This window comes from Shewanella sp. 0m-8, from assembly GCF_052977265.1.
In genome coordinates this window covers 1-901 of record NZ_JBRIMB010000110.1, presented here as the reverse complement: position 1 = coordinate 901, position 901 = coordinate 1, and the positions used below count along the sequence as shown (strand labels likewise).

General features: G+C 40.0%; 1 protein-coding gene. It reads left to right on the top strand.

Annotated elements, in window-relative coordinates; all coding sequences use genetic code 11:
• The first annotated feature begins 70 nt into the window (after nucleotides 1–70).
• On the top strand, nucleotides 71–319 hold the full coding sequence (locus tag ACVBIO_RS21585) for a hypothetical protein (protein WP_447173430.1): 249 nt from the start codon (nucleotides 71–73) through the stop codon (nucleotides 317–319).
• Nucleotides 320–901: the final 582 nt, after the last annotated feature.

Here is a 901-nt window from a genome sequence, read left to right as displayed (position 1 = left end):
AATCTAGCATTTTTTCATTAATGTGTATAGACAGTGGTGAACATTTAAACAGCAAAATCAGGAGATGATTATGAGTATAAATTCTAACAACGTGCCACAAGTAAATGTCGACGGGACACCTATGGTGGCTAATAGCGGGGTAGATATTAAAGGCAATCCATATGGTGTAACCGAGTCATCTATGGATATAAGTTGCGCCTCAATCGATACCAGCTTCGACTCTATGAGTTGCGGCATTGATAACTCTTTAAATAGCACTTTCGACAGCTCTTGTGACAGCAGCTTCGACTCATTTAGCTCTGGATTTGATGCCTTTTAAATGCCAAGAAAACAATTAAACTTAAACCAGACAATAAGCATCCCGCTGGTAATCGGCGCGATATTATTGTTCTGGTTATTCTCTTTTTATGTTGAAACCAACGATATTAGGTATCTGTGCACTTATAGTTTAGGTACGTGCAAGCTAATTCACGGCTCGTCAGCCTATCAAGCCATTTGCACACAAAACCCGAGCAAAGTGAACTTATGGCGCGCCAGCTACTATGTGCTATTTCGATTCGTCTAAGCTAAAAATTAAGGAGAACGAATGTACTTTTTGATTCCTGCAGCAGTATTCTTGTTAGGTGTTTTATACCTAATCAAACACGCGAAATGTTGAGGTGTAGTGATCCTAAGCTATCGTACTCAGGAGCAATAGATTCATTACTATCATCAACGAATACGGTTATATCAATCGGTTAACCTGATTTTACTACCTAAAAAGGACTAAAAGTGTGTCGCTAGTCTTGGGAATGTATGGCAATAAAATTAAGTTTACACTGCCCCTGAGGGATCCCCACGAATTTAATAGCATGCTTGTGGATCCCGAACTAAGCCTTGCAGTGTCTTAATGGCCGTTCGC